This window comes from Pseudomonas sp. NA-150, from assembly GCF_044336365.1.
In the GTDB taxonomy this organism is placed as follows: Bacteria; Pseudomonadota; Gammaproteobacteria; order Pseudomonadales; family Pseudomonadaceae; genus Aquipseudomonas.
Genome location: NZ_CP172305.1, coordinates 1,798,456 through 1,817,849 on the forward strand (window position 1 = coordinate 1,798,456; position 19,394 = coordinate 1,817,849).

17 protein-coding genes are annotated in these 19,394 nt (G+C 59.5%); 11 read left to right on the plus strand and 6 right to left on the minus strand.

Features of this window, described 5'->3' with window-relative positions:
• Positions 1–6: 6 nt before the first annotated feature.
• The 9 genes from ACF0H7_RS08590 to ACF0H7_RS08630 all read left to right on the plus strand — a co-directional run bounded on the left by ACF0H7_RS08590 (position 7) and on the right by ACF0H7_RS08630 (position 11,945).
• Entirely contained in the window at positions 7–837 is an 831-nt protein-coding gene (locus tag ACF0H7_RS08590; protein ID WP_397452336.1) for a class II aldolase/adducin family protein, read from the plus strand.
• Positions 838–847: 10 nt separating this feature from the next.
• The gene (locus ACF0H7_RS08595) at positions 848–1,822 is read left to right on the plus strand and encodes an ABC transporter substrate-binding protein (RefSeq protein ID WP_397452337.1); all 975 of its coding nucleotides are present in this window, start codon (positions 848–850) and stop codon (positions 1,820–1,822) included.
• A gap of 5 nt (positions 1,823–1,827) precedes the next feature.
• Complete coding sequence (locus ACF0H7_RS08600) at positions 1,828–4,269, plus strand: TonB-dependent receptor plug domain-containing protein (RefSeq protein WP_397452338.1); 2,442 nt, start codon at positions 1,828–1,830, stop codon at positions 4,267–4,269.
• Positions 4,270–4,281: 12 nt separating this feature from the next.
• Positions 4,282–5,619 (plus strand): LLM class flavin-dependent oxidoreductase, encoded by a 1,338-nt coding sequence (locus tag ACF0H7_RS08605; RefSeq protein ID WP_397452339.1) that lies wholly within the window; start codon positions 4,282–4,284, stop codon positions 5,617–5,619.
• A 237-nt stretch (positions 5,620–5,856) separates the two neighbouring features.
• The gene (locus ACF0H7_RS08610; protein WP_397452340.1) at positions 5,857–7,479 is read left to right on the plus strand and encodes an ABC transporter substrate-binding protein; all 1,623 of its coding nucleotides are present in this window, start codon (positions 5,857–5,859) and stop codon (positions 7,477–7,479) included.
• Positions 7,476–8,522, plus strand: a complete 1,047-nt coding sequence (locus tag ACF0H7_RS08615) for an ABC transporter permease (RefSeq protein ID WP_397452341.1) — start codon at positions 7,476–7,478, stop codon at positions 8,520–8,522. The genes ACF0H7_RS08610 and ACF0H7_RS08615 overlap by 4 nt, the downstream gene beginning before the upstream one ends.
• Positions 8,519–9,418, plus strand: coding sequence for an ABC transporter permease (locus tag ACF0H7_RS08620; protein ID WP_397452342.1), 900 nt, complete (start codon positions 8,519–8,521; stop codon positions 9,416–9,418). Before ACF0H7_RS08615 ends, ACF0H7_RS08620 begins: the two co-directional genes overlap by 4 nt.
• Positions 9,415–11,121 carry a dipeptide ABC transporter ATP-binding protein gene (locus ACF0H7_RS08625; protein WP_397452343.1) on the plus strand — a complete coding sequence of 569 codons (1,707 nt, stop codon included), beginning with the start codon at positions 9,415–9,417 and terminating at the stop codon, positions 11,119–11,121. The genes ACF0H7_RS08620 and ACF0H7_RS08625 overlap by 4 nt, the downstream gene beginning before the upstream one ends.
• 14 nt (positions 11,122–11,135) lie before the next feature.
• Complete coding sequence (locus tag ACF0H7_RS08630; protein ID WP_397452344.1) at positions 11,136–11,945, plus strand: NADPH-dependent oxidoreductase; 810 nt, start codon at positions 11,136–11,138, stop codon at positions 11,943–11,945.
• A 63-nt stretch (positions 11,946–12,008) separates the two neighbouring features.
• Here the strand turns inward: ACF0H7_RS08630 and ACF0H7_RS08635 are convergent, their stop codons facing one another.
• On the minus strand, positions 12,009–13,346 hold the full coding sequence (locus ACF0H7_RS08635; protein ID WP_397452345.1) for an LLM class flavin-dependent oxidoreductase: 1,338 nt from the start codon (positions 13,344–13,346) through the stop codon (positions 12,009–12,011).
• Entirely contained in the window at positions 13,343–14,311 is a 969-nt protein-coding gene (locus ACF0H7_RS08640; protein WP_397452346.1) for an aliphatic sulfonate ABC transporter substrate-binding protein, read from the minus strand. The genes ACF0H7_RS08635 and ACF0H7_RS08640 overlap by 4 nt, the downstream gene beginning before the upstream one ends.
• Before the next feature lie 210 nt (positions 14,312–14,521).
• Here ACF0H7_RS08640 and ACF0H7_RS08645 point away from each other — a divergent pair, with 210 nt between their 5' ends.
• Entirely contained in the window at positions 14,522–15,262 is a 741-nt protein-coding gene (locus tag ACF0H7_RS08645) for an SDR family NAD(P)-dependent oxidoreductase (RefSeq protein ID WP_397452347.1), read from the plus strand.
• A 45-nt stretch (positions 15,263–15,307) separates the two neighbouring features.
• Positions 15,308–16,093, plus strand: coding sequence for a helix-turn-helix domain-containing protein (locus ACF0H7_RS08650; protein WP_397452348.1), 786 nt, complete (start codon positions 15,308–15,310; stop codon positions 16,091–16,093).
• 27 nt (positions 16,094–16,120) lie between these two features.
• Here ACF0H7_RS08650 and ACF0H7_RS08655 read toward each other — a convergent pair whose 3' ends face one another.
• The 4 genes from ACF0H7_RS08655 to ACF0H7_RS08670 form a co-directional block, all read right to left on the minus strand.
• Complete coding sequence (locus tag ACF0H7_RS08655; protein WP_397452349.1) at positions 16,121–16,543, minus strand: hypothetical protein; 423 nt, start codon at positions 16,541–16,543, stop codon at positions 16,121–16,123.
• A gap of 199 nt (positions 16,544–16,742) precedes the next feature.
• Positions 16,743–17,642 (minus strand): SDR family oxidoreductase, encoded by a 900-nt coding sequence (locus tag ACF0H7_RS08660; protein ID WP_397452350.1) that lies wholly within the window; start codon positions 17,640–17,642, stop codon positions 16,743–16,745.
• A 161-nt stretch (positions 17,643–17,803) separates the two neighbouring features.
• Positions 17,804–18,562, minus strand: coding sequence for an SDR family oxidoreductase (locus tag ACF0H7_RS08665; RefSeq protein WP_397452351.1), 759 nt, complete (start codon positions 18,560–18,562; stop codon positions 17,804–17,806).
• A 430-nt stretch (positions 18,563–18,992) separates the two neighbouring features.
• Positions 18,993–19,385: an EamA family transporter gene (locus tag ACF0H7_RS08670; RefSeq protein WP_397452352.1), complete on the minus strand. Its 393-nt coding sequence runs from the start codon at positions 19,383–19,385 to the stop codon at positions 18,993–18,995.
• Positions 19,386–19,394: the final 9 nt, after the last annotated feature.

Consider the following 19,394-nt stretch of genomic DNA (forward strand, 5'->3'; position numbering starts at 1 on the left):
ATCCACATGAGCGAAGCCCACACTTTTGCCTCCAGCATCGAACGCCTGCCGCACCACGACAATCGTTTGACCCTCAACGAAATTCCGCGTTTCGCCGACCCATTGCAGGAGCGTCTGCACCGCAAGCAGCGGCTGGCGGCTGCCTATCGACTGTTTGCCCGTTACGGTTTCGAAGTCGGCCTGGCGGGGCATTTTACAGCCCGCGACCCGATCGAAACCGACCACTACTGGATTAACCCGCTGGGCGTTCCGTTCTCGCAGATATCAGTGTCCGATCTGCTGCGAGTTGACGGTAACGGGCAGGTGGTAGAAGGCACCGGTTTGTTGAATACCAGCGCTTTGGAGCTGCATTACGACTTGCAGAAGGCACGTCCAGAGGTGGTGGGGATTGCCCATTTCCATGGGTTTTACGGCCGTACCTGGTCCTCTCTGGGACAGCTGTTCGATCCAATCACCGCCGAAGCCGGCGCCTTTACCGAGGACCAGGTGCTGTTCCGTCGCCATGACTTGCGCAAGTCCGACGGCAGCCTGGAGCAGGACCGCGACATCGTTTCCCAGGCGTTCGTCAAGACCTTTGCCCACAACAGCCTGTTGGTCTGGCAGAACCACGGTTTGTGGACGGTGGGAGAAAGCGTCGAGAGCGCCGCCTGGAAATTCATCATTGCCGAAGATGTCGCCCGTTCGCACTTGTTGGCGCGCGCGGCGGGTGTCCCGGTGATTCCGCCGGCCGATCCGGTGACGGCCCAGAGCAAGGCGCGCGGTGAGCTGTTCAGCTGGCTGAGCTTCCTGCCGCTGTGGGATCGCATTAAGGCCGAAGAGCCCGACTTACTGAAGTAGGGAGCGGCGTATGGTTTCTCTTTCTCGTCGGCGACTGTTGGTGGGCGCGGGGGCGCTGGCCGCAGGCGGTGTGCTCGGCTCTTTGCCGTTTCACCGTTCGCCGCTGCAGCCGGGTGCTTTGCGGGTCTGGCGTTACAAAGGCTCGGCTGCTTCGTTTATCGATCTTGCGGGACAGGCGGATACCCCGTACCCGCTGGAGTGGGTTGACCTTAGCGGTGGCAACCTGGTCCTTGAGGCGCTGAACAGCGGGAGTCTGGATTACGCCTACATGAGTGAGATTCCGCCGATTTTTGCCTCGATTGCCAGTGTGCCGTTAGTGATTGTTGCGCGGTACAAGGCCGACATCAACGACAGTGCCATCGTCGTCAGAAAGGACGCGGGGATTCATGGCGTTGCCGACCTGCGGGGCAAGAAAATCAGCTATGTGCGCGCCACCAACACCCATTACTTCGTGCTCAACATGCTGCGCCAGAACGGTCTGTCCCTTGACGACGTCGAGGCCGTGCCCTTGCCCATGCAGGACGCATTGACGGCGTTTCGCAGCGGCCACATCGATGCCCTCGCTGCCGGTGGGATCAGCGTCCTTCAGGCGAGCGAGAGCGGGGGCGAGGTGCTGGAAAACAGCCATCGCTATTGCACCGGCAATTACCTGATCGCCACCACTCGACGCGTGCTGGATGACCCGCAACGACGCAGCCAGGTTGCCGACTTTCTGCGTCGCGAGCGGGCTACCTGGGACTGGGTCAATGCACACCCTGAACGCTGGGCCGAACGTAGCGAAACGCTGACGGGCATTGATCGTGGCCTCTATCTCCAGCAATTCAGGTTGCGCAGCCAACCCGCCCGTCTGGTCGCGGTAAGCGAAAGCGGCATTGCCTCACAGCAGCACGTGGCTGACACCTTTTATGAAAATCACCTGATCCCTCGGCCTGTCGATGTTCGACCGCTGTGGTCCGGTGACTTCTCTGACCTTTTGAACAGTTGAATGATATGAAATCGATTTCTTACCTGCCTTTGGCACCGCTGTTATTTGCGGGCTACGCCCTGTCGGCCGCTCAGGCCGCCGACGACGATAAAACCCTCGATGCCGTGATTGTGACGGGTTCGCGCGGCAGTGAGGCGCGGACCGTGACCAGCAGCCCGGCGCCGATCGATGTGATCAGTGCCCAGCAATTGGAAAAGACCGGTTCGTCCAGTTTGCGCACGGCGCTGGAAAAAACCCTGCCGTCCTTCAGCCAGCGACCCTCGGGCACGTCCAACGACAGTATTGCCCGGCCTTACAGTCTGCGAGGGCTGAACGGCTCTAACGTATTGGTGCTGGTCAATGGCAAGCGCCGCCACAACAGTGCCGTGATCAACCTCGATAGCACAGCGGCCTACGGCACCAACCCGGTTGACCTGGACATGATACCGATCAGCGCGATCGATCATGTCGAGGTCCTGCGTGACGGTGCCTCGGCGCAATACGGCTCGGACGCCATTGCGGGGGTGATCAATATCATCCTCAAGCAAAACGACAACGGTGGGTCGGTAAGTACCTCCTATGGGGAGTATTACAAAGGCGACGGCGGAACGATCCGGCAGACACTGAACAAAGGCCTGTCGCTACCCAACGATGGCTTCTTCAACCTTTCCCTGGACGCCAAGTCACAGCAAACCGCTGTACGTGCCCGCGATGCGACCGGGTCGTTCTACTACAAACAACCCGATGGCTCTGCGGATCCCCGCGAGGCGACCGCCGACAAGGACGTGCAAAAAAACGGCTTGCCGAAAATCCAGGCGATCAACGTGGGCTACAACGCCGAGCTGCCACTCAGCGACGACCTGACGCTGTACTCCTTTTCTACCCTGAGCCAGCGCGATGCCCGCGGCGGACAGAACTTCCGACGTCCGAATTCAACCAACATCATTCCGCAAATCTACCCGGACGGCACCGCTCCCTTTTATACCCTCAAGGAGGACGACTATCAGGTCGCTGCCGGTGCCAAAGGACTGGCGGCCAATTGGAACTGGGATTTGAGCTCGACCTTCGGCCGGGATAAAGGCCATTCAGGTGCGGATGACACGCTCAATGCGTCGCTGGGTCCAAGCAGCCCCACGCATTTCAATACCTATACGAGTGAGTTCGATCAGTGGACCAACAACCTCGACGTGACCCGTGCGTTCGAAGTGGGGCTGGCCAAGCCAATGCAAGTTTCCTGGGGTCTGGAATATCGCCACGAGCGCTACAAGACCGTGTCCGATGACGAGCTGTCTTATCTCAATGGTGGCTACATCTACCCAAGTGGACCCTTGGCTGGTCAGCCGGCGGCCGTTGGTGCTCAGGGCGCCATCACCCTGACGCCTGACGACGCCGGGCAAGCCAGTCGAAACAGTTACGCCAGCTATGTGGATCTAGGTTTCAACCCCACCGAAAAACTCTACGTTGGCGTGGCCGGACGCTTCGAAAAGTACGACGACAGCTCAGGCGATACCCGAAGCGGCAAACTGGCGCTGCGCTACGACTTCACCCCGACCTTCGCCATTCGCGGCACGGTGAGTAACGGCTTCCGCGCACCGTCGTTGTCACAATCGGTGTACGCCCAGACCTCCAACCAATACAACACAGTCAATGGTGTCGCTCAGTTCATCCAGGCTAAGACCGTGCGCGTCGATTCGCAGCTGGCCAAAGCCCTGGGCGCAACGGATCTGTCCCCGGAGAAGTCGCAAAACCTTAGCCTCGGTTTTACCTATAAACCCGTGCCACAGGCCAACGTGACCCTGGATGCTTACCAGATCGCGATCAAAGACCGTATTGCACTCACCGGCTTTTTGTCGGGGAAGGGTGTTGACCAAATCCTTCAAGCTGAAGGTTTCGCGCCAGGGTATCAACTCAAGTACTTCACCAACGCCGCTGACACCACCACCCGAGGGATTGATCTGGTCACCGACTATCGAGTCGATTATGGCCAATACGGCAACGTGAAATATGGCCTGGCGTTTAACTACAACAAAACCCAATTGGACAGCATCAAGTCCACGCCCGCTGCATTGACTGCGGCCGGTAGCAATCTGGTGCTGTTCGATCGCGTGGCTCAGGGTTACCTGACCGTGGCCAACCCCAAGACCAAGTTGATCCTGAGCAGCGACTGGAACATCGGCAAGTTCGACATCAATACGTCGGTGACGCGCTACGACAAAGTCACTGCCCGCGACACCAACCCTACCTACGACGTCACCTATGGCGCCAAATGGCTCACCGATCTGGACATCGCCTACGGGCTAACCAAAGACCTGACCGTCGCGGTGGGGGCCAATAACCTGTTCAACGTCAGGGCAGACAACAACGCTTTTCCCCAAGGTGACATCAATGGCTTCCCGCGATTCGGCAGCATCTCGCCGTTCGATCCCTACGGTGGCTTTTGGTACACGCGCCTGGCTTATAACTTCTGACAAGGATCGAACATGAGCACAACAGACAGGCAAATAATCCTCGGCGCGTTCATACCCAGTTCCGGCATCGCCGGTTCCAATTGGCGCCATCCCGAGGCGGGCACCGATTCGTTTCGCGACTTCGAGCACTTTCGCTGGATCGCCGAGAAACTCGAGGCGGCACACTTTCACGCGGTATTTTTCAACGATACGGTGAACATCGAACTGGACCCGCTGGCGCTGGCCCGAGGGCCCAACAGCGTGCGCTGGGACCCTTTGGTGTTATTGCCTGCGTTGGCCCTGGCCACTCGCCGCATCGGCCTGATCGCCACCGCCAGCACCACGTATAACGAGCCATACAACATTGCCCGCAAGTTCGCCTCCATCGATCACCTGAGCGGCGGTCGGGTTGGCTGGAATCTGGTGACGTCACTGGGGGGCGGTGAGAATTTCAACCTCGATGCCCACGTGCAGCACGCGGATCGGTATGAACGGGCTGAAGAGTTCTACGACGTAGTCACCGGTCTCTGGGACAGCTGGGAAGACGACGCCTTCGTCCAAGACAAGACTTCCGGAACCTGGCTCGATGTGGAAAAAATGCACGTGCTTGATCACCACGGCAAACACTTTCAAGTGAAGGGACCGCTGAATGCGGCAAGGCCGGTGCAGGGCTACCCGGTGATTGCCCAGGCGGGGTCCTCGGATTCCGGCCGGGCGCTGGCAGCTCGGGCAGGGGAACTGATCTTCACCGCCCAACACACCGTCGAACAGGGCCGTACGTTCTATGCAGAGATCAAGCAGCGCGCCCGGGAGCTGGGGCGTGATCCGGCGCATCTGAAAGTCCTGCCGGGTGTCTCGACGATTGTGGGGCGCACCCAAGCCGAAGCGCAGGCCAAATACGATCGCTCGCAGGCGTTGCTCGACCCGGTGTCTTTTCTGCGTTCCATTTCGCGCTTTACCAGCTTGGGTTATGACTTGTCCGAGTTGCCCTTCGACTCGCTGGTGCCGTTGCCACCCGAAACCTTCGACACCAACACGCACAAAAGCCGGCAAAAGCTGGTATTCGACCTGATCCGCCGCGAGCGGCCGACAGTCCGTCAGTTGTTCAACAAGCTGACCGCTGGCGGCCACCGGGTGCTGATCGGTACGCCCGCGAGCATCGCCGACGACTTCCAGGAGTGGTTCGAGAGCGGCGCGGCGGATGGCTTCAACGTCATGTTTTCAGGCTTGCATCAGGGCATCAGCGATTTCACCGACGGTGTGGTGCCGGAATTGCAACGCCGCGGGTTGTTCCGCCGCGAGTATCAGGGCAGCACCCTGCGGGAAAATCTAGGCCTGCCGCATATCCCTAACCGCAACGCTCGACGGTAAGGCGCACCGTTCCATAGCAGCGCCCTTGGGGGGCGCTTCTTATTGCCGGATGTAAATCGTTCAAAGTGCAAACAAGTAATAATTATTTTAAATAAAATTAATAAAAAACATAATTAGTATAGAACCATTAAGCATTTCACCCATGGTTTTTATAGGCTTAAGCTCTTTAAAACCGACCCCTTTCCCGGTGGAGGTATCAGCAATCAACCTGATCCGTACCAGGAGCGCTTTTTCAGAATGTCTGTTTATCCTCATCTGATGTCGAACGCCAGCACTGCCCGGCGTCTGCCCTTATTCACTTTGACGCTGCTGGCCCTGCTTGTTGCCGGCTGTGGCGATCAGCATCACGAACCCGCGTCCGGCGTTGTGGGCAGCCCTCGCTCCGGCGGTATTTTGAAGGTCGCTTTTGACGGTGACCCGCTGTGCGTCGACCCTCAACAAGCCGGTAATAACACCGCACTTAACACCGGCCGACAGTTGGTTGATTCACTGACTGATCAAGACCCGCAAAAGGGCGAAATCGTGCCTTGGTTGGCGAGCAGTTGGGAGGTTGATAACGACTATCGGCGCTTTACCTTTCACCTGCGCGAGGGGGTGACGTTCAGTGACGGCAAGGTGCTGGATGCGGCAGCGGTGAAGGCCAACTTTGAAGGCATCGTGGCCTTGGGCGCTCGCTCGATTCTGGGCGCAACCTACCTCGCTGGGCTCAAGGAGATCCAGACCCCCGACACTCACACCGTGGTGGTCGCGTTCGAGCAACCCAACGCGCAGTTCCTGCAAGCCACGTCGACCATGAGTCTGGGGCTGTTATCGCCGACCACACTGGCGGTACCGCCCGCTGACCGCTGCCAGGGTCAATTGATCGGCTCGGGACCGTTTGTGCTGCAGTCGTTCGTCCACAACCAGAGTGTAAAACTGCAACGCAGGGAGGATTACGCCTGGCCGTCTTCACTGGCAACCCATCAGGGCAAAGCCTGGCTGGACGGCATCGATTTTCTTATCGTTCCCGAGTCCGGCGTACGCCTTGGCAGTTTGCTGTCCGGGCAGATCGACGTAAACACCGGCGTTGCGCCGCAAGATGAGAAAACGTTGAAGGCCCAGGGCTTGACCCTGTTAAGTCGGGTAAACCCCGGTGTGGTGTTCAACTTGGCGCCCAATGAAAAGACCCCACTGCTTGCCGAAATAGCGGTGCGCCAGGCCCTGAACAAGGCGATAGATCGCGCCGAATTACAAAGTATCGTCTCCACCGAACAAAAGCCGGTGACCGGCTTGTTGGCCAGCAGCACGCCGTTCTATCACGACTATTCGGCATTGCTGGCCTACGACCCGCAAGGTGCGCGCAAGCTGCTCGACGACGCGGGATGGCAGGTGGGCGCAGACGGGGTCCGCAGCAAAAATGGCCAGCGTCTATCCTTTCGCCTCGACTACTGGCAGTCAACGCCGATTCTGGAGTTGGTGCAGCAGCAGCTGCGTCTGGTTGGGATCGATTTGCGGCTGAACAAATCGACCATTAGCCAAGTGACGGCCCTCCAGGCTTCCGGGGATTTCAGCCTGACGTTTTTCAACCTGACCCGTGCCGACCCTGATGTGTTGCGCACAGTGTTCCTGTCTCCGGGGCGCAACATCAATGAGCGTCAACCGGGAGCGATCGATCCGCTGCTGCGCGAGTCGGCGGCGACACTGGACCCAACCCGCCGCCAGGCACTGATTGATCAAGCCAGCGAAGCGTTGCTGCGAGAAGGGCATGCCATTCCTCTGATCGAGTTAGTGACAGTTCTTGGCCACGGCAAAAAAGTTCAAGGCCTGCATTACGAAGCGTCGTCGCGGTTACAACTGTTCGACACCTGGTTGCAGCCATGAGTGAGGAAACCGTCGTGAGCGACACTCCGGTTTTGACGACATCGGTTGCCGCCAGCGCTGCCCATTCGCGCGCACGAGCGTTGCAGCATACGGTTGTTTATCTGCTGTCGCGGGTGGGTCAAGGGCTGTTCGTGCTGTGGGCGGCGTTCAGCTTGTCGTTTCTGATTCTGTATGCGCTGCCCAGTGATCCGGTCAGCATCATGCTCAACCAGAGCGGCGAACAGAGTGTCGTCGATCAACAGCAAGTGGCGGCGTTGCGGGCTCAATACCACTTGGACGAACCCTTGCCGGTGCAGTACGGCATCGCACTATGGAGCGCCTTGCACCTTGATTTGGGCCGTTCGATCCAGACCGGGCAACCGGTGGCAGCGGCGTTGGTCAAGGCGTTGCCAGCGACCGCAGCGCTGACTTTTTTGGCGTTGGCTGTTTCGTTGCTGGCGGGTGTGGGCTTGGCGATGTTGGCCAGCCTGATCCGGCTGCGCTGGTTGCGCGACTTGTTGCTGGGGGTGCCTGCATTGTCGGTGTCGTTGCCGACGTTCTGGATCGGCTTGTTGCTGCTACAGGGGTTTTCCTTTGGCTGGCACTGGTTTCCGGCGATGGGCAATCAGGGTTTAGCCTCTTTGGTTTTGCCGGCGTTGACGCTGGCCATTCCGACCACCGCCGTAATTGCCCAAGTGCTGTCGCGCTCAATGGCGGCAACCCTGCAGCAGCCGTTTGTCGAGGTCTTGCGCGCTAAAGGGTTGAGTGCCGCACGCTTGCAGCGGGTCCATGTATTGCACAACGCGGCCGTCCCGGTGCTCAGTTTGTCGGGGGTGATCGTGGGCAATCTGTTGGCAGGCTCAGTGGTCACCGAAACGGTGTTTTCCCGCGAGGGCATTGGACGTCTGGCCCAAGGCGCGGTGAGCACGCAAGACATTCCGCTGGTTCAAGGCATTGTGGTGCTGGCGGCAGCGATGTTTGTCGTGGTGAATCTGCTGGTTGACGTGCTGTACCCGCTGATTGACCCGCGCATGAGCGTTGCTAGATCGGGGGTGGGGCGATGAGCAGAGGACCCAGCGAGGCATTTTTCGTGCCGGTAACGGTGGCGTCCACGGGGTTGCCGGGCAGCAGGAAAATCGCCGCACTCGGGCGTCTGCTGTTACGCCGCCCGTTGTTGCCACTCGGCGTCGCCGTGCTGCTGTTGGTATTGAGTTGGTCCGTTTGGCCCGGCGTGTTCAGTCATTACGACCCGTTGCTGGGTGTGCCGGCGCACGCTTTGCAGGCGCCGTCCGTTGAACACTGGTTCGGTACTGATCACCTCGGGCGCGACCTCTACAGTCGAACCGTGCACGGTGCGTCGTTATCACTGCGGGCCACTGCTCTGGCGGTACTGATCGCCCTGGTCGCAGGTATCGCCTTGGGCATAGTCGCCGGTTTTTTCGGCGGCCCACTGGACGCCATTCTGATGCGTTTGGTTGAAGTATTGATGGCTATTCCGTCGCTGCTGTTGGCGATGGCGGTGATCACCGTTCTTGGTTTTGGCACCGTGAATATTGCGTTGGCGGTGGGTTTGTCTTCGGTGGCGACCTTTGCCCGACTGGTCAGGGGCGAGGTCCTGCGCTGGCGCACCAGTACCTTCGTCGAAGCGGCTGCGGCCTGTGGTGCAGGGCCCTGGTCCATTATTCGCCGGCATATCCTTGCGCATGCCGCAGGCCCAGTGATGGCCTTGGCCGCCCTGGAGTTCGGTAGCGCAGTGTTGTCCGTTTCGGCACTGAGTTTTCTCGGGTTCGGTGCGCCACCACCGCAGCCAGAATGGGGCCTGCTGATTGCCGAAGGCCGCAACTACATGATTGCCGCCTGGTGGTACACCACCTTGCCGGGGGTGGTAGTGGCAGCCGTCGTGTTGGCGACCAACCAGGTTGCCCGTGCACTACAAGATCGACATGGAGTACGACGATGAGCGCGGTAACGACAGAGCCACACAGCGCTGCGCTGCTTGAAGTCACGGACCTGAGCATCGGCTATCAAGGCCGCGAAGGGCGGATCGAAGGGGTCAGCCAGATCAGCTTCCATCTGCACCCGGGCGAACTGCTGGCCATCGTCGGGGAGTCAGGCTCAGGCAAGTCGACGACTGCTGCCGCGCTGGTCGGTTTGCTGGCGGGCAACGCGACCATCGAATCCGGGCGTATTCGACTCGGCGATCAACAGTTGGTCGGCGCGAGCGAGCGTCAATGGCAGGGCATTCGCGGTCGCCAGATCGGTTTTGTACCTCAGGACCCAGCGCTGTCGCTGGACCCGGTGAAGCGCATCGACAGCCAACTGCATGAGGCAATGACCGTCCACGGTGTTGCTCGAACGGTCGCCCGATCACGCGCCTTACAATTGCTGCGTGATGTAGGCTTGCAGGATGTAGAACGTGTCGCCCGGCGTTATCCCCATGAACTGTCCGGCGGAATGCGTCAGCGGGTATTGATTGCCATCGCGTTAGCCAACGCCCCCAGCTTGATCATCGCTGACGAGCCGACCAGCGCTCTGGATGTGGGCGTGCAACGGCAAATACTCGATCGATTGCAAGCGCTGGCCCGCGAGCGAGGCACGGCCGTGGTGCTGATCACCCACGATCTCGGGGTTGCGCTGGATCGTGCCGACCGCTTGCTGGTGATGCATCAGGGCAGGATCGTCGAGAGCGGCGACGCTCGGCAGATCTTCGATGCGCCAGCGCATGCTTATACCCGGCAGTTGCTCAATGCGGCGCCGAGCCTGACCTCCGCCAGACTGCGCAATACACCCCAGCAGCGGCAACCTGCTACGTCGTCGCTGGCAGGGCAGCCGTTGTTGGTCGCGGAACACCTGACCAAGGATTTCTCGTCCTGGCGCCATCCTGGACCCGCGGCGGTCAAGGACGTTTCGTTCAAGGTTGCCGCCCGTGGCACTACCAGCCTGGTGGGCGAATCGGGTTCGGGCAAGTCCACCACGGCACGGCTGATTCTAGGGCTCGAACGTGCCGACGCCGGTAAGGTATGGTTCGACGGACAGGACATTACCCAGCCATCACGCGCTGACTGGCGTGCTCTGCGCCGTCGGATTCAGGTGGTCTATCAAAATCCCTACGCGTCGCTTGATCCTCGATTCAGCCTGGAACAAATCATCATTGAGCCGCTTCAAGCCTTTGCGGTCGGTGACACCCCCTGGCGTCGGCAGCGCGCCGCTGCGCTGCTGGAGCAGGTCGAGTTACCCGCACGCCTGCTGCACAGTCGCCCAGGTGAGTTGTCCGGAGGCCAGCGGCAGCGAGTAGCCATTGCCCGGGCGCTGGCACTTGAGCCCGAACTGTTGGTGCTGGACGAACCCTTGTCTGCGCTGGATGCCTCGGTTCAAGCGCAAATCCTGTTGTTGCTCGAGGACCTGCAACAGCGCCTCGGCTTGAGTTACCTGTTTATCTCCCATGATTTGGCGGTGGTCCGGCAGATATCCGATCACGTGGTGGTGATGCGCCATGGACAGGTCGCGGAGCAGGGTACTTGCGAGCAAATCTTCGAGTCTCCGGCAACCGATTACACCCGAAGCCTGTTGGCCGATGTGCCGGGGCGGCGATACTTGAACCAACTTTTGCCCTCTGTGGCCACTGCCGTCCGGTTTCAAACCGGCGCATGGTCCTCACCTTGAAAAGAGCAACCAGCATGTCTTCCTCATCGCATCAACGCTACGGTCTTGACCAGCCTCAACCTAACGCTCTCTGGAATGACGTCATCGAATCGTTGGTCGGTCATCGCAGTGTCCGCACTTACCTCGACACGCCCTTGCCTGAAGGCACTCTGGACACGTTGCTCGCGGCCGCACAATCAGCCGCCACCTCTTCCAATCTGCAGGCCTGGAGCGTGATCGCGGTCGAGGACCCCGCGCGCAAGTCGCGTCTGGCTGTGTTGGCCGGCAACCAGGCACATATCGTTCAGGCGCCGCTGTTGCTGGTGTGGTTGGCGGATCTGTCGCGCATCGAGCGTCAGGCCCAACGCCGCGACGTGCAATTGGAGGCGCCGGCGTATCTGGACAGTCTGCTGGTTGCCAGCATCGATGCGGCGCTTGCCGCGCAAAATGCGGTAGTGGCGCTGGAGTCGCTGGGGCTGGGCGGGGTGTACATCGGTGCCTTGCGCAACGACTTGGCAGCGGTGATTGATGAACTGCAATTACCACCGCTGGTGTTTCCGGTGTTTGGCTTGTGTGTAGGTTATGCGGATCCCGAAAAACCCGCAGCAGTGAAACCGCGACTGCCTCAATCGGCCATTCTGCACCGTGAGGTGTACAGCCACAGCCATGAACGAACGCTGATCGATACCTACGACCAGACCATCGCCGGCTTCTACCGTGAGCAGGGACTGGACACCCCGAGTTGGTCTGAGCAGGCCATCGGTCGTTTGCGCAGCATCAAGACGTTGAATGGACGCGAGCGCGTCAGTGCGACGCTCAAGAATCAGCACTTCGGGCAGCAGTAGCGCCTGAGCATCAAGCCCGGCAAACCACAAGGTTTCGCCGGGCATTGGCCTCCCCGTGCTGAGTCAGTTTTTTTGACTGAAGCGACTCGATGGCCTTGTCAGTCCTAAATGTTCGCGCAGCGTTGTTCCTTGGTATTCGCGCCTGAACAAGCCCCTGCGTTGAAGTTCAGGGACCACCTGATCAACAAAGTCAGTCAGGCTGTCAGGCAGGTAGGGCGGCATGACGTTGAAGCCGTCGCAGGCATGACTGGTGAACCAGTGTTCCAGATCGTCGGCGATGCTGCTGGCGGTACCGGCCAGCACGCGATGTGATCGACTGCCGCCGAACCGTTTACCCAATTGGCGCAAGGTCAGGCCCTCACGTTGCGAGACTTCCTGAACCAGTTTGAAACGGCTCTGATTGCCTCGAATATCCTTAACGTCGGGTAGCGGCTCGTCGAGCGGGTAAATCGACAGATCGTGGTTCATGCTGTCCGACAGCAATGCCAATCCCGCCAGTGGATGAACCTTTTCTTCCAGTTCAGCGAAACGCTCCTGCGCTTCTTCCCGGCTGCGACCGACAAAGGGCATGACCCCAGGCATGATTTTCAACGAACCGGCTTCTCGTCCCTGGGCCAGCAGCCGCTGATTGACGTTGCTATAGAACGCTTGAGCCTTTGCCAGGTCAGGTTGGGCGGTGAAGATAACGTCTGCCACGCTGGCCGCGAAATCCTGCCCGGTGTCGGATGAGCCCGCCTGGATCAACACGGGACGGCCCTGGGGCGAACGAGGCACGTTCAGCGGTCCTCGCACGTCGAAGAATTCGCCACTGTGATTCAGGTAATGCACGCGATCCGGGTTGGCAAACTCACCCTTTTCCTTATCGTGAATAAACACATCATCTTCCCAGCTATCCCACAGACCTAGCGCCAACTCGACGAACTCTCGTGCTCGACGATAGCGAACTTCGTGATCCAGAATCGGATCACGGCTGTAGTTCAGCGCCTCGCCGTCATTGGTGGAGGTGACGATATTCCAGCCGATGCGACCTTCGCTCAGATGATCCAGCGTGGCGAAAGTCCGTGCCAGGGCAAACGGGTCATTGAAGGTGGTGGACGCGGTAGCCGCCAGACCGATATGTGAGGTTGCGCCTGCCAGCAGTCCCAACAACGCTACCGGGTCCAGGCGCGGGCTGGTGAGATAACGCACGCTGGTTTGCAGGTTATTGCCGTAGCGGTCAGACAAGGCCTGGCGATCGGCGAAAAATACAAAATCGAATTTGCCGCGTTCCGCCGTCTGCGCCAGGGCTTTGTAATAAGCCGGGCGGGTCAGGTTTGCAGGGTCGACCCCGGCAGCGCGCCAAGCGCTGGCGTGGTGTCCAACCCCCATCAGAAAGGCGCCGAGGTGTAGTTGTCTGCTCATGGGTTAGCCTCAATATTCACAACGGCGTCGGCGACACGCACTGGCTTGGGGATCAGGTCATTGCGATAAAAAGCGTCGGCCACCTGTTGTTGATTGGCGATCACTGTGTCGCTCAACGGGAAATGCACGCCCCAGGGCTGTCGTGCCAGCGTACGTTGCCAAACAGGCAGCGGTATCCGGGTGTCGTCGCTGAGCAATTGGGCTACCTCGCCCACATGGGTCTGTACATAGTGCTCAGTGGCGTCCAGCTCTTGCAGCACGATGGCCAGGGTCTCGGGGTAACGCTTGGCGAAAGGCCGTGGGGCGATATAGAAACTGTACTGAATGGGCAGGGTGCGTGCGGTCACGATAGGGCGAGCGCCACTGTTCAACTCGGTGTCGGCCAGGCGCGGATCAGGCACCACCCAGGCCGCTACGTCGCCGCGTTCAAACGCCGCGCGGCCTTCGCTGTAGCCCAGGTAGGCTTCATCCACGTCGCTCAGCTTGAGCTGCGCTTGTTCAAGCGCGGCGATCAGCAAGTACTGCCCAGCGGAGCCGCGTGCCACAGCGATTCGTTTGCCCTTCAGGTCCGCCAATTGTTTCGCGCTGGAGTCCTTGGGGACAACGATCGCGTAGTTGTCTTGATAGGGTTCGGTGTAGCCCACGTAGGTCACATCCGGCGCCGCGCCTGCTTGAGCAATCACGGGAGGTGTTGCTCCGACGAAACCGATGTCAATGTCGCCGCTGTTGATGCCCTCTACCAATGGCGGACCGAAGGCGAACTCACGCCAGATCACCTTGACGCCATGAGCGGCGAGGGCCTTCTCCAGCGTGCCGCGATTTTTCAAGACGACCAGGCTATTGCCCTTTTGATAACCGACTCTGATCTGCTCCGGGTAGACAGGCGCTTGTTTCGCAAGCGCGACGTTAACCACCAGAAGGTTGCTGATCAGCGCCGGCAGGAGCCAGGCGAACCGGATGTGCATGGATGAATTCTCTCTCTATCGGATCCGGTCAGAGAGTAGGGGAATTAAACAGCAGTTCTAAATAACGGTTGGGACTATGGTTAAGCCACCGATACGTGCCGAAAGCCCACACGTTTTCCGCAGGCATAACCATAGATGCCGATATTCTTATTCCTCGCATGCTGCGGTAGGTAGATTGTTGGCCACGAGTCCCATGAGAAGAGGTGATTGATGTCTGAGTCCCGAGTTGAGGGCGTGGCCTGGGTTGCCGGCGTTGGTGCAGTGTCCGGACTGGGGGCCGCGCTGGCCCGACGTTTCGCACGCGAGGGTTACCTGGTCGCGGTCAGTGGTAGAAGCCTGAACAAGTTGCAAGCTGTGGTCGAGGATATCCAGGCAGCAGGGGGGCGTGCCGTCGCCGTTCTGGCGGATTCGGGTATCGAAGCCGAGGTCATTGAAGCCAGCCAGCAGGTCAATCGATTAGGGCCGCTTAAAGTGGCGATCTTCAATGTCGGCAATGCAGTAGCGGCACCGACGCTGGAACTCAGTGGGGAGCTATTTGAACAGACGTGGCGCGCCTCGACCCTGGGCGGTTTTTTGTTCGGACGCGAGGCCACCCGTGCCTTGCTCAACAACGGTGGCGGCAGTTTGCTGCTTACCGGAGCCACGGCGTCGTTGCGCGGTAAACCACCGTTCGCGGCATTTGCGGCCGCCAAGGCCGGGTTGCGCTCCCTGAGTCAATCGTTTGCCCGAGAGTTCGGACCCCAAAACGTGCATGTCGCGCATGTGGTGATCGATGGTGGTATCGACGGTGAGCGGCTGCGCAGTCGGGCGCCGGAACGTCTGGAACAGCTGGGCGAAGACGGGTCGCTAAGACTTGAAGACATCGCCGACGCCTATTGGTATTTGCATACTCAACCGCGCAGCGCCTGGACCCAGGAGCTGGATTTGCGGCCTTTCAAGGAAGCATTCTGAACCGAGATCATCGCGCCAACTCAAATCAAGCACCTCGGCCCTGGATTGGAGCTGATCGGCGAAGTACTGAAGGTGATGCCGCTGTTGGCTGAAGCGGTGGGTATCAGTGTCTCGGCCATTTGGTTATGCCGATACCGGTTGCACCAGACACCGCGCACCCAGGGCATCGATCTGCGGACGACCGAAAAGATAACCCTGTCCCCACTCGCTGCCACAGGCGATGGCAAGCGCCCGGTCGGCTTCGGACTCAATGCCCTCGATGATCACGCAAGGCGCCAGGGTCTTGCACAGTTGCACCAGGTGGCCAAGGGGCCCGCCGATACCACGCGGCTGAAACGTCTGCTGGGCAGTAATCTGTTGTTTGGCGCGCCGTATAACAGCTTGAGTTTCAGCGTCGAGGATTGTTCGATTGCGTTGCCCACCGCCGACCCGGCACTGGATGTGCTGCATGTCGAATACGCGCGCACACGGTTGAACCAGCGACTCAATGGCTCAATGACTGCGCGGGTCCGCCGGGTGCTGTCCGAGCGCCTGGCCCAAGGCGTGCCCAGCGACCTCGACAAAATCGCCCAGGTGGTCGGGGTGAGCGCCCGCAGCCAGCAAAGGCGCCTGGGCAATGAAGACATGCACTTTTCGCTGCTGCACGATGAGGCGCGCTTGATGCTCGCGCATAACTTCCTGCGTAACTCGCTGCGCAGCATGAAGTACATCGGCGCGTTGCTGGGTTTTCGTGATCAAAGCAGCGTTCACAAGGCCTGCATACGCTGGTTTGGCATGACACCGGGGCGCTATCGGGAAGTTTTCGAAGCCGAGTCGCTGGATCGGCATTGAACATCGGGTGTCGCTCCACAACATGGCTCAGGGCTGCGCGGGGAACAGTTTCCGGTAGTAGGTGCTACCCGCTTGCAGGTGTGAGTTGAAGGCAAAGCCTTCATTCAACATCTGTTGCATCTCGCTGCGCTTGATCCGCATCACGTAACTGGTCTCGGTCGCCACTAGCCGGCTCGGGTGTGCGACATCCGCTGCGCTGTACCATTTACCCGGGTCCGCATGACCGGCTCGATAGACCTCGCCGTCAGCTTCAACCTGCCAGCCGCCATCGAGCAGTACCCAAATGTCATCTGTCACCGGTGCTCCCTGCTCGTAACGGGTGATGACGGTTCCGGGCTGGGCTTGCCACTCGTGGGAGTGGTCTATCACCCAGCGTAGTTGCTCCTTGTCGAGGTCCACAAAGAAGGGTGTATGACGCAGCAGGTGCAGGTAGGTCACCGAAGGACTCATGATGCTGTCCTCGTAAGCTGTATCGGCGCCATGCTGTATTTTTTGCCCGCACGCAGCCAGGGAAAAAAAGGCAGTCAGTAGAGCGAATGCACGCAAAGTGCGTAGTTTGTCGATCACTAGAGATCCCTCGAAATCCAGATGCATTTCCGCGTAGCTGCCCGTCACCGTGACAGGCGGCCTTGCGAAACGTGAGGCTGATTCAAACCGACTGTTTGACGTACAGCAGGTCTTCCAGGCCTATGCGACGGAACATCTCGACGCGCACCCGATCAGCCACACCGTTGACGATTTCCGCACCATCTTCGGAGGGGTCGATATGACGACGGAAGGGGCGACTGCCGTGAGGCATGCCGACGATTTCAACGATCGCGCGGGCAACGTCTTCCACGTCCGCATCCTCAGGCTCAAGTGCGGCCAGGCCGTTGAGGCTCTGTTCGGGCAACCCGGCATAAGGACCCACGTCATATTCTGCGGCACGCTCCTTGTCAGCTGGCGAGCCGGAGTGGGTGAAGTGGTTAGTGCCCTTGGTAAACGCACCAGGCACGATAATCGAGGTTTCAATACCCCAGCGCGTGAGTTCACAGGCGTAGGACACGGCTAATGAATCCATCGCGGCCTTGGCGGCAAAGTACGGTGACAGATAAGGCGGGGTACCGCCTCGGGCGCTGCTCGAGGAAACCCACAGAACCAGGCCTTTGCCTTGCTTGCGCAACTGGGGGAGCGCTGCGCGGTTGACGCGCTGAGTGCTCAATACGTTTACGTCGAATAGCTGGGCGAACTGCTCAGCGGTGAACGCTTCCGCCGGGCCGAACGACATATGCCCGGCGTTATGAATGATCACATCCAGCCGGCCACACGCCTTGATGATGTTAGCGATGCCGGCGTCCACCGAATCGCTGGAAGCAACGTCGAGCTCAACGCTGCGCAAATCGACCTGATGTTCCGCAGCGTAGCGGGTGACTTCTGCCACCTGCGAGGCGTTGCGACCTTCAGTCTCACGCATGCTGGCGTAGACCGTATGGCCCGCGCGGGCCAATGAGCGTGCGGTGAGTGCGCCGAAACCGCTGGATGCGCCCGTGACTACGATGACGTGTTTCATGGCTGCTGCTCCTTTCATGTTTGCGCGGGTAATGCGGGTGAGATTTTGCTCCGCGCTTTAACCCGCGCCTGTTCGTTAAGGTCGGGCGATACAGTGGGTGCTACAGCGTGTGGGTAACCTATCCCGTGACCGAACACCGATGAACATCGCCCAGGCAGGGCTCAGGCCAGACCACCATTGGCGCGCAAAATCTGGCCGTTGACCCAGGCAGCGTCGGGACCGACAAGGAAGGAGACAATGTTGGCGATGTCTTCGGGTTGCCCCAGGCGTTGTAGTGGCGGCATTTTGGCAAATTGCTGGATCTGCTCTTCGCTCTTGCCATGCAGGAACAACTCAGTGGCGACCGGGCCTGGTGCGACAGCGTTGACGGTGATGTTGCGACCACGCAGTTCTTTGGCGAACACGTGGGTGAAGGCTTCGACTGCCGCCTTGGTCGCGTTGTAAACGGCGTAGCCCGGCAGGTTCAGCGCCAGGGTGGTGCTGGAGAAGTTGACAATGCGACCGCCGTTATTCATCCGTGCACCCGCTTCGCGCAGGGTGTTGAAGGTGCCGCGAGCGTTGATGTTGAACGTCTGGTCGAACACCTCGTCGCTGGTTTCAGCCAGCGGCAGGATCTTGAGAATGCCAGCGTTGTTAACCAGCACATCGACTTTGCCCAATTGCTGTTCGGTTTCTTCAAAGAGACGACGAACGTCGGCCACGCTGGCGATGTCAGCCTTTACCGAAATGGCCTGGCCGCCTTCAGCGTTAAGTTGAGCAACCAGGACATCGGCTTCATTGGCGCTGCTGGCGTAGTTGACGACAACTGCAAAGCCGTCAGCGCTGAGGCGTTTGGCGATCTGTGCGCCGATCCCACGGGAAGCGCCAGTGACGATGGCGACCTGGCGAGTGGGGGTCTGAGCTTGGGTGGTGGTGTTCATGGTGCACCTGCGTTCTGAATGTGGTGCCAGATTCACATGTCAACAGGTGGCGATAAATACTCGAGGATTGGCTTCACTATTCAATAAATATCAATAATGACGCGGCACATCGTCGGTCGAACGTCGAAAGACATCCAGAGTGCCGGAGCCTTCGGTCAAGAGTCTCTTCGGCTTTCAGCTTTCCCGTTGCGCTAGCCGGCAAGAACTCAGCTGGTAACTCGGATCGAGCGGATCGGGGAAACCTTGGCTGTAACGCCCAATATTGCCTCCGCGCCAGATGATCTGCTGGGGCATCTACTATTTTTGTTAGGGCGCGGATTTCAATGTCCGACGCGTGCTTTTCTACCGTGGAAACCGAAGCTGATTTTTGCAACAGTGTCGGCGCCTGAACCGGCTATCGCTTATACGTGCGCAGATTGCGCCAACCCGACTACCGACCTTCTTCGCGCAGCATCGCAACACCGCAGACGATCAGCGCGACGCCAAAGTACTGCAGCGCATCGATTTGTTCACTCAGCAGCCAGCGCGAGCCGAAAATGACACCGACATAAGTCAGAGCCGTGGCGGGAAAAGCGAGGCTGAGGCTGCTCCGATGCAGGATCAGCATCCATAGCCCGAAGGTGGCGATGTAGCAGACGATGGCGATCCACACCACCGGCGAGGCCAGTGCGCTGGAGATCCAGCCGAGCGATACCTCAGGCTCCGACAACCGGTTGCCGGCCGTTTTCAGCAGCAGTTGCACCGAGGTGTCGAACGTCACCAGCAAAGCCCACAGCGTAAGCGTGTTGAGCAAGCCGGGTTTGGGGGCGGAAGCTTGGTTCATCCGGGATGG

What these genes read in the sequence shown, in the direction of transcription:
- ACF0H7_RS08605 (WP_397452339.1), top strand. Translation starts at nt 4,282, where the DNA reads ATGAGCACAACAGACAGGCAAATAATCCTCGGCGCGTTCATACCCAGT.
- ACF0H7_RS08630 (WP_397452344.1), top strand. Translation starts at nt 11,136, where the DNA reads ATGTCTTCCTCATCGCATCAACGCTACGGTCTTGACCAGCCTCAACCT.
- ACF0H7_RS08625 (WP_397452343.1), top strand. Translation starts at nt 9,415, where the DNA reads ATGAGCGCGGTAACGACAGAGCCACACAGCGCTGCGCTGCTTGAAGTC.
- ACF0H7_RS08615 (WP_397452341.1), top strand. Translation starts at nt 7,476, where the DNA reads ATGAGTGAGGAAACCGTCGTGAGCGACACTCCGGTTTTGACGACATCG.
- ACF0H7_RS08645 (WP_397452347.1), top strand. Translation starts at nt 14,522, where the DNA reads ATGTCTGAGTCCCGAGTTGAGGGCGTGGCCTGGGTTGCCGGCGTTGGT.
- ACF0H7_RS08620 (WP_397452342.1), top strand. Translation starts at nt 8,519, where the DNA reads ATGAGCAGAGGACCCAGCGAGGCATTTTTCGTGCCGGTAACGGTGGCG.
- ACF0H7_RS08640 (WP_397452346.1), bottom strand. Translation starts at nt 14,311, where the DNA reads ATGCACATCCGGTTCGCCTGGCTCCTGCCGGCGCTGATCAGCAACCTT.
- ACF0H7_RS08590 (WP_397452336.1), top strand. Translation starts at nt 7, where the DNA reads ATGAGCGAAGCCCACACTTTTGCCTCCAGCATCGAACGCCTGCCGCAC.
- ACF0H7_RS08610 (WP_397452340.1), top strand. Translation starts at nt 5,857, where the DNA reads ATGTCTGTTTATCCTCATCTGATGTCGAACGCCAGCACTGCCCGGCGT.
- ACF0H7_RS08665 (WP_397452351.1), bottom strand. Translation starts at nt 18,562, where the DNA reads ATGAACACCACCACCCAAGCTCAGACCCCCACTCGCCAGGTCGCCATC.
- ACF0H7_RS08660 (WP_397452350.1), bottom strand. Translation starts at nt 17,642, where the DNA reads ATGAAACACGTCATCGTAGTCACGGGCGCATCCAGCGGTTTCGGCGCA.
- ACF0H7_RS08670 (WP_397452352.1), bottom strand. Translation starts at nt 19,385, where the DNA reads ATGAACCAAGCTTCCGCCCCCAAACCCGGCTTGCTCAACACGCTTACG.
- ACF0H7_RS08655 (WP_397452349.1), bottom strand. Translation starts at nt 16,543, where the DNA reads ATGAGTCCTTCGGTGACCTACCTGCACCTGCTGCGTCATACACCCTTC.
- ACF0H7_RS08635 (WP_397452345.1), bottom strand. Translation starts at nt 13,346, where the DNA reads ATGAGCAGACAACTACACCTCGGCGCCTTTCTGATGGGGGTTGGACAC.
- ACF0H7_RS08600 (WP_397452338.1), top strand. Translation starts at nt 1,828, where the DNA reads ATGAAATCGATTTCTTACCTGCCTTTGGCACCGCTGTTATTTGCGGGC.
- ACF0H7_RS08595 (WP_397452337.1), top strand. Translation starts at nt 848, where the DNA reads ATGGTTTCTCTTTCTCGTCGGCGACTGTTGGTGGGCGCGGGGGCGCTG.